The 6,825-nt window shown below is 67.8% G+C and carries 7 protein-coding genes and 1 pseudogene; 1 reads left to right on the top strand and 7 read right to left on the bottom strand.

Annotated features, from left to right (window positions below; all coding sequences use genetic code 11):
• Positions 1-270, bottom strand: a pseudogene (locus Q8Q77_RS03445) (acetylglutamate kinase); the annotation flags it as partial.
• A gap of 116 nt (positions 271-386) precedes the next feature.
• On the opposite strand from Q8Q77_RS03445, the gene Q8Q77_RS03440 reads away from it, so the two are divergent.
• Positions 387-1,655 carry an amidohydrolase family protein gene (locus Q8Q77_RS03440; protein ID WP_305581195.1) on the top strand — a complete coding sequence of 423 codons (1,269 nt, stop codon included), beginning with the start codon at positions 387-389 and terminating at the stop codon, positions 1,653-1,655.
• A gap of 7 nt (positions 1,656-1,662) precedes the next feature.
• Here the strand turns inward: Q8Q77_RS03440 and Q8Q77_RS03435 are convergent, their stop codons facing one another.
• The 6 genes from Q8Q77_RS03435 to rpmH form a co-directional block, all read right to left on the bottom strand.
• Positions 1,663-2,415: a Crp/Fnr family transcriptional regulator gene (locus Q8Q77_RS03435; RefSeq protein ID WP_305581193.1), complete on the bottom strand. Its 753-nt coding sequence runs from the start codon at positions 2,413-2,415 to the stop codon at positions 1,663-1,665.
• 88 nt (positions 2,416-2,503) lie between these two features.
• Positions 2,504-3,646, bottom strand: coding sequence for an acyl-CoA dehydrogenase family protein (locus Q8Q77_RS03430; protein ID WP_305581191.1), 1,143 nt, complete (start codon positions 3,644-3,646; stop codon positions 2,504-2,506).
• 66 nt (positions 3,647-3,712) lie between these two features.
• Positions 3,713-4,366: a ribosome biogenesis GTP-binding protein YihA/YsxC gene (gene yihA, locus Q8Q77_RS03425; protein WP_305581189.1), complete on the bottom strand. Its 654-nt coding sequence runs from the start codon at positions 4,364-4,366 to the stop codon at positions 3,713-3,715.
• The gene (gene yidC / locus Q8Q77_RS03420) at positions 4,363-6,171 is read right to left on the bottom strand and encodes a membrane protein insertase YidC (protein ID WP_305581187.1); all 1,809 of its coding nucleotides are present in this window, start codon (positions 6,169-6,171) and stop codon (positions 4,363-4,365) included. Before yidC ends, yihA begins: the two co-directional genes overlap by 4 nt.
• Positions 6,172-6,183: 12 nt before the next feature.
• The gene (gene rnpA / locus Q8Q77_RS03415) at positions 6,184-6,582 is read right to left on the bottom strand and encodes a ribonuclease P protein component (protein ID WP_305581185.1); all 399 of its coding nucleotides are present in this window, start codon (positions 6,580-6,582) and stop codon (positions 6,184-6,186) included.
• Positions 6,583-6,615: 33 nt separating this feature from the next.
• Positions 6,616-6,750: a 50S ribosomal protein L34 gene (gene rpmH / locus Q8Q77_RS03410; RefSeq protein ID WP_056731898.1), complete on the bottom strand. Its 135-nt coding sequence runs from the start codon at positions 6,748-6,750 to the stop codon at positions 6,616-6,618.
• Positions 6,751-6,825: the final 75 nt, after the last annotated feature.

Below are 6,825 nucleotides of genomic sequence, written 5' to 3'. Positions count from 1 at the left end.
CAGGCCGTCGACGAAGCTCGACTTCACCCCGGCCTTGTCCAGCATGCGCGAGATCTGCGGCCCGCCGCCGTGAACCACCACCGGATGGCAGCCCAGCATCTTCAGCAGCACGGCGTCGGCGGCGAACAGGCGCGCGACGCTCTCCTCGCCCATGGCGTGGCCGCCGTATTTGATCACCACGACCTCGCGGTCATAGATCTGGATATAGGGCAGGGCCGTGGCCAGGGTCTTCGCGGTGGCCCAGCCCTGTTCTTCGGCGTCGTCGGTCAACTGCTGGCCCTCCTACAGGAGCGCTCCGATAGCGGACCCTGGCCCGCATGTCACCGCCTCGACGCATGGCCGCGCCGTGCTAGCGTCACGGTAATTTCCGAACCCAGAGGGATTCCATGCGCACCATCGCACTCGCCGCCGCGTTCGCGGCGCTCTCCGTCGCCGCCGCGGAGGCCAAGACCGTGGCGGTCAGCGCCGAGCGCCTGGTTGACGTGGCCACCGGCAAGGTCGCCGAAAAGCCGCTGGTGATCATCACCGACGGCCGGATCACCGCGGTGGGCCGCCAGGGCGACGCGATCCCGGCCGGCGCCGAGCAGGTCAGCCTGCCGGGCGTGACCCTGCTGCCGGGCCTGATTGACATGCATGTCCACCTGACCTCCTCGCCGCTCTATGGCGGCTACACCTCGCTGCAGTTCTCAGACGCCTTCGGGACGGTGATCTCCACCCGCCACGCCAAGGACACGCTGGAGGCGGGCTTCACCACGGTGCGCAACGTGGGCTCGGAGTTTTACGGCGACGTCGGCCTGAAGGAGGCGATCGAGGCCGGGTTCGTGCCGGGGCCGCGGGTGATCCCGGCGGCCTATTCCTTCGGCGCGACCGGCGGGCACTGCGACTCGACCTACTTTCCGCCGTCCATGGAACAGCAGGCGCCCTATGTGGCCAACGGCCGCGACCAGGCCCGCGAGGCGGTGCGCCGGGTGCGCAAGTACGGCGCCGAGGTGATCAAGATCTGCGCCACGGGCGGGGTGTTCTCACGCCGCACCTCGCCGGGGGCCCAGCAGCTCACCCTCGACGAGATGAGCGTGGTGGTCGAGGAGGCGCACATGGCCGGCATGAAGGTAGCCGCCCACGCCCACGGCGCGCCGGGGATCGTCGCGGCCATCAAGGCCGGCGTCGACACCATCGAGCACGCCAGCCTGGTGGACGACGAGGGGATCAAGCTCGCCGCCCAGAAGGGCGCCTGGTTCGGCATGGACATCTACAACACCGACTACACCCAGGCCGAGGGCAAGAAGAATGGCGTGCTGGAGGAGAACATGCAGAAGGACCGCGACATCGGCGAGATCCAGCGGCAGAACTTCCGCAAGTCGCTCAAGGCCGGGGTGCGGCACATCTATTCCACCGACGCGGGGATCTTCCCGCACGGCGACAACGCCAAGCAGTTCGCGGTGATGGTGCGCTATGGCGCGACCCCGCTGCAGGCGATCCAGACGGCGACGGTCAACGCCGCCCAGGCGCTGGGCTGGGAGAAGGACGTGGGCCAGGTGGCGGTCGGCCGCTACGGCGACCTGATCGGCGTGACCGGCGACCCGCTCGCTGACGTGACCACGCTCGAGAAGCCGGTGTTCGTAATGAAGGGCGGCGCGGTGGTGAAGCGGCCTTAGGGGCGCGCTACAGGTCCACCTCGGGCAGCAGCAGGGCGAAGTGGTCCTCGACGGCGGCGTAGCACTCGCATGCGTGGCGTTCGAGACCGCGGCGGTCGACCACCTCGACCCGGCCGCGGTGGCGGCGGATCAGGCCGCGTTCCTCCAGGCTCTGGACCACGCCGGTGACGGTGGTGCGCTGGACGCCCAGCATCTCGGCCAGGGACTCCTGGGTCAGGTGGATGATCGCCTCGCCGGCCCGGTCGTGGGTGGCCAGCAGCCAGCGGCTGGCGCGCGCCTCCACCGAATGCAGGGCGTTGCAGGCCACCGACTGCATCAACTGGGCGAGAAGGGCGTCGGCGTAGCGGGAGAACAGGTCCGAGAAGGCCGGGGACGCCGCCTTGAGGGTCTCCAGCGTCGCGGTGGGGATGGCCAGGGCCGGACCCGGGATGGTGACCACGGCGCGGCCGTAGGCCGGCTTGTTCCCCGCGCTGACGATGCCGCCGATGGCGCCCTCGCGCCCGATGGTGGCGGCCTCCACCTCGCGGCCGTCGCGGGTGACGATCAGCAGCGAGACCATGGTGCGCGGGCCGGGGAAATGGGTGGTGACCACGTCGTCGCCGGGCTCGAACAGCACCTGGCCGCGGGCCAGTTCCACCGGCAGCAGATGTCGTTCGATCAGGTCGTAATCGCCGCGCCTGACCGCGGCCAGGAGGCGGTTGGCCGACCGCTTATGCGTCGGCTTGAGGTCGCTCGGCGGATTGGCCGCGTCGATCGTCATGGCTCACCCCTGCCCCAACATAGCTCCTTGGAAGGTGGACTCATACGGCCGGCGCGAGAGCTCGGCTGTCGGCTAGCCAACGCAAACTTCAAATCGTGCGGGCCACGACCTCCTTCATGATCTCCGAGGTGCCGCCATAGATGCGCTGGACCCGGGCGTCGCGCCACAGCCGGGCGATCGGGTACTCGTTCATGTATCCCGCGCCGCCGTGGAGCTGCAGGGCGATGTCGCAGGCCTCCCATTGCAGCTCGGTGTGGAACAGCTTGGCGGCCGAGGCCTCGGCGGCGGTCAGCTCGCCGGCCACATGGCGCTTGATCGCCCAGTCCAGGTGGGCCCAGCCGACCTGCAGCTTGGTCTTCAGCGCCGCCAGGGTGAAGCGGGTGTTCTGGAAGTCGAAGATCGCCTGGCCGAAGGCCTTGCGGTCCTTGGTGAACTTGACCGCCTCGTCGAAGGCGCGCTGGGCGCCGGCCTGGCCGGCGACGGCGATCTGCAGCCGCTCCTGCGAAAGCTGGCCCATCAGATAGGCGAAGCCGCGGCCTTCCTCGCCGAGGCAATTGGTGATCGGCACGCGGACGTCGTTGAAGAACAGCTCGGAGGTGTCGGCCGAGCTCTGGCCGATCTTGTCGAGGTTGCGCCCCCGCGCGAAGCCTTCGCGCTCGCGCTCCACCAGGACCAGGGAGATGCCCTTGGAGCCCAGGTTGGGATCGGTCTTGGCCACCACGATCACCAGGTCGGCGTTCTGGCCGTTGGTGATGTAGGTCTTGGACCCGTTGACGATGTAGTGGTTGCCGTCCCGCTTGGCGGTGGTCTTCACCCCCTGGAGGTCCGAGCCGGTTCCGGGTTCGGTCATGGCGATGGCGGTGATCACCTCGCCCGAGACCATGCCGGGCAGCCAGCGGGCCTTCTGCTCTTCCGACCCGTAGTTGATCAGGTAGTCGACGGTGATGTCCGACTGCAGGGTAACGCCGGCCGAGCAACCGGCATAGGCCAGCTCCTCGCCGATGATGGCGTTGTAGCGGTAGTCGAGGCCCAGCCCGCCATACTCGGCTGGAACTTGCGGGCAGAGCAGGCCCGCCTCGCCATAGGCCCGCCAGAACTCGCGGTCGACGATGCCCTCCTCCTCCCACCGGTCGAGGTGGGGGTGCAGGATCTTGTCGAACACCTTGCGGACCTGGTCGCGGAAGGAGTCGAGTTCGGCGTCATAGGCCGTGCGGCCGTCGGTGGCGATCATGATGGCGGGCCCTGGTTGGTTTCAGGCCCATCTTCCACGGTGCCGTAGGGTACGGGAAGACTGACGCTAGGTGAGCGTGATCCCGCAGGCGGCCATGATCTCGGCGCGCAGCTCGGGCAGGCCCGTGCCCTTCTCGGACGAGGTGGCGAGCACCCGTGGGAAGGCGGCGGGGCGCTTGACGATGGCCGCCTGGGTCTTGGCGACCATGGCCGCGACCTCGGACGGTTTGATCTTGTCGGCCTTGGTCAGGATGATCTGGTAGGAGACGGCCGCCTTGTCGAAGGCGTCCATGGGCTCCTTGTCGACCTCCTTCAGCCCGTGGCGCGCGTCGATCAGCAGATAGGCGCGCTTCAGGTTCGGGCGGCCGCGCAGGTAGTCGCGGCCCATGTTCTGGAACTTCTTCACCGTGGCCTTGGAGGCTTTGGCCCAGCCATAGCCTGGCAGGTCGACCAGCCGCAGCCGGTCGTCCAGCAGGAAGAAGTTCACCTCGCGCGTGCGGCCCGGCTCGTTGGAGGCGCGCGCCAGCTTCTTGTGACCCACCAGGCCGTTGATCAGCGAGGACTTGCCGACATTGGAGCGTCCGGCGAAGGCGACTTCCGGCAGGTCGGTGGAGGGCAGGCCGTCGATGGCCACGGCGCCCATCAGGAAGCTGGCCTCGCGGGCGAACAGCACCCGGCCGGCTTCCAGTTCGTCCTCGTCAAATTCGCCGGTGTCGGTCACCCGACGGCCTTTGCTTTGCCGGTCAGCTTGCCGATGATCTGGTCGATGGGGTTGTCCACCTTGAAGCGTCGCATGATCACGTACTGCTGAAGCACGGTCAGGACGTTGGACCAGCACCAGTACATCAGGAGGCCCACGGCGAAAGGCGCCATGATGAAGGTGAACATGATGGGCATGAACTGGAAGATCTTCTGCTGCACCGGATCGGGCGCGGGCGGGTTCATGGCCGTGGAGAGCCACATGGTCACGCCATAGAGCAGGGCCAGCGGGCCCAGGTGCAGGAAGTCGGAGTTCAGGATCGAGCCGAGCAGGGGCACGGCCGCCGGATCGTAGGGGATCAGGCCGAACAGGTTCCAGACCGTCAGCGGGTCCTTGGCCGACAGGTCCTGGATCCAGCCGACGAATGGTGCGTGGCGCATCTCGATGGTGACGGTGAGCACCTTGTAGAGGCCGTAGAAGACCGGGATCTGCACCAGCATCGGCAGGCAGCCGGTCAGCGGGTTGATCTTCTCGGTCTGATAGAGGGCCATCAGCTCCTGCTGCTGCTTGGCCGGGTCTTCCTTGTATTTGGTGCGCAGCGCCTCGATCTGGGGCTGCACCTTCTTCATTTTGGTGATCGACTCGTAGCTCTTGTTGGCCAGCGGGAAGAACACGATCTTCACCGCCACGGTGAGCAGCAGGATGGCGATCCCGAAATTGCCGACCTGGCGGAAGATGAAGTCGAGGAAGGCGAACATGTAGCGGGTGATGAACCAGAAGTTCCCCCAATCCACCGCCCAGTCGAAGCGCGGAACGCCCAGCTTGGCCTCGTAGTCCTTCAGCACCGGCACGGTCTTGGCGCCGGCGAACAGGCGGGTGGTTTCGCTGATCTGGCGGCCGGGCGGCACGATGTGCGGCTGGCCCACATAGTTGGCTTCATAGATGTCGAGGCCGCCGGCGGCCTTGGTCACCCGATACTGGGTCTGGATCTTCTCGGCCTGGTCGGGGATCAGGGCGGCCAGCCAGTACTTGTCGGTGATGCCCGTCCAGCCGCCGGTGGAGCCGAGCGAGGGCCCGCCTTCCTTGAGCCATTTGCTGTACTTCACCTGCTGAAGCTTGCCGTTCAGCATGCCGATGGCGCCCTCGTGGACGATCTGGTTCTTGTCCAGCTCGGCCGGGATGCCCTGGCGCTGCACCGAAGCGTAGGGGGCGAGCGTCACCGAACCCGCGCCGAGATTGGCCACGGTGTCAGTCACCGTGAACATGAAGCGGTCGTCGACCTCGAGCTTGCGGGTGAAGGTCAGGCCCGCGCCGTTGGAGGTGCGCAGGACCAGGGGCTTGCCGGGCGCCAGGGTGTCGCCCTCGACGACCTGCCAGACGGTGTCGGCGGTGGGCAGGCCCGGCAGGTTGGCGCCGGTCCATCCGAATTCGGCGAAGAAGGCGTAGCGCGCGCCCTCGGGGCGCAGCAGCTCCACCGGCGGCGAGGTCTTCTCGACGCTGACGCGGTAGTCCTTCAGGAACAGGTCGTCGATCCGCGCGCCGCGCAGGGAGACCGAACCCGACAGGGCCGGGGTGGCGATCGGGACGCGGGGATTGGCGGCGGCGGCGTCCTGGCGCGAGACGACGACGCTGCCCGGCGCGGCGGCGGGCAGGGCCGCGGCGTTCGGCTGAGCGGTGGTGACCTCGACCGCGGCGGCCTTCTGCCGGGCCAGTTCGGCGCTGCGCTGCTTGGCGGCCGGGTCCAGCACGAAGATCTGATAGACGATCAGGATTATGACCGCGGCAACGACGAAGATGATCGTGTTGCGGTTGTTGTTGTCTTGCATAAGGACGCGCGCTCAGGCGGAAGGGGAGGGGGCGCGCGTATCAGCGCGGGACGGAACGTCGCTTTCGGCCGCGAGGCTTATCAGCGCGCTTTTCACATCGTCAAGCAAACGCAACCAGGGACGCGTCGGCGCGCCGCCGCGGGCGATCAAGACGTAGTCGTGGCCGGGTTTGGCGAGCTGCGGCAAAAGCACCCGCGCGGCCTCGCGCATCCGCCGCTTGGCCCGGTTGCGCACCACGGCGCCGCCGACCTTGCGGGTGGCGGTGAAGCCGACTCGAATAAGCGGGGTTTCGTCGGCCCGGTCGCGGGCCTGCAGCACCACCGCGCCGCGGGCGCAGGAGGGCCCACGCGCGGCGGCGAGGAAATCGGCGCGCTTTTTCAGGCGTTCGATGGGCGGGGCGGCGCCGGTCATGCCGACACCTTATCCTAAAGACCGATGAGTCTCTTAGGCGGTCAGGCGCTTACGGCCCTTGGCGCGGCGACGAGCCACGATCTTGGCGCCGTTCTTCGTGGCCATCCGCGAACGGAAACCGTGACGGCGAGCGCGCACCAGTCGGGACGGTTGGAAAGTCCGCTTCACGTGAATAGCTCCGGGGTCGAAAACGAGCGGCGGTGCTTAAGGGCCAAAGGCAGGCCTGTCAACCACTTTGGACCG

This window comes from Phenylobacterium sp., assembly GCF_030698145.1.
Lineage (GTDB): Bacteria > Pseudomonadota > Alphaproteobacteria > Caulobacterales > Caulobacteraceae > Phenylobacterium.
The sequence above is the reverse complement of the archived record's forward strand: the minus strand, read 5'-3'. Positions and strand labels throughout refer to the sequence as shown.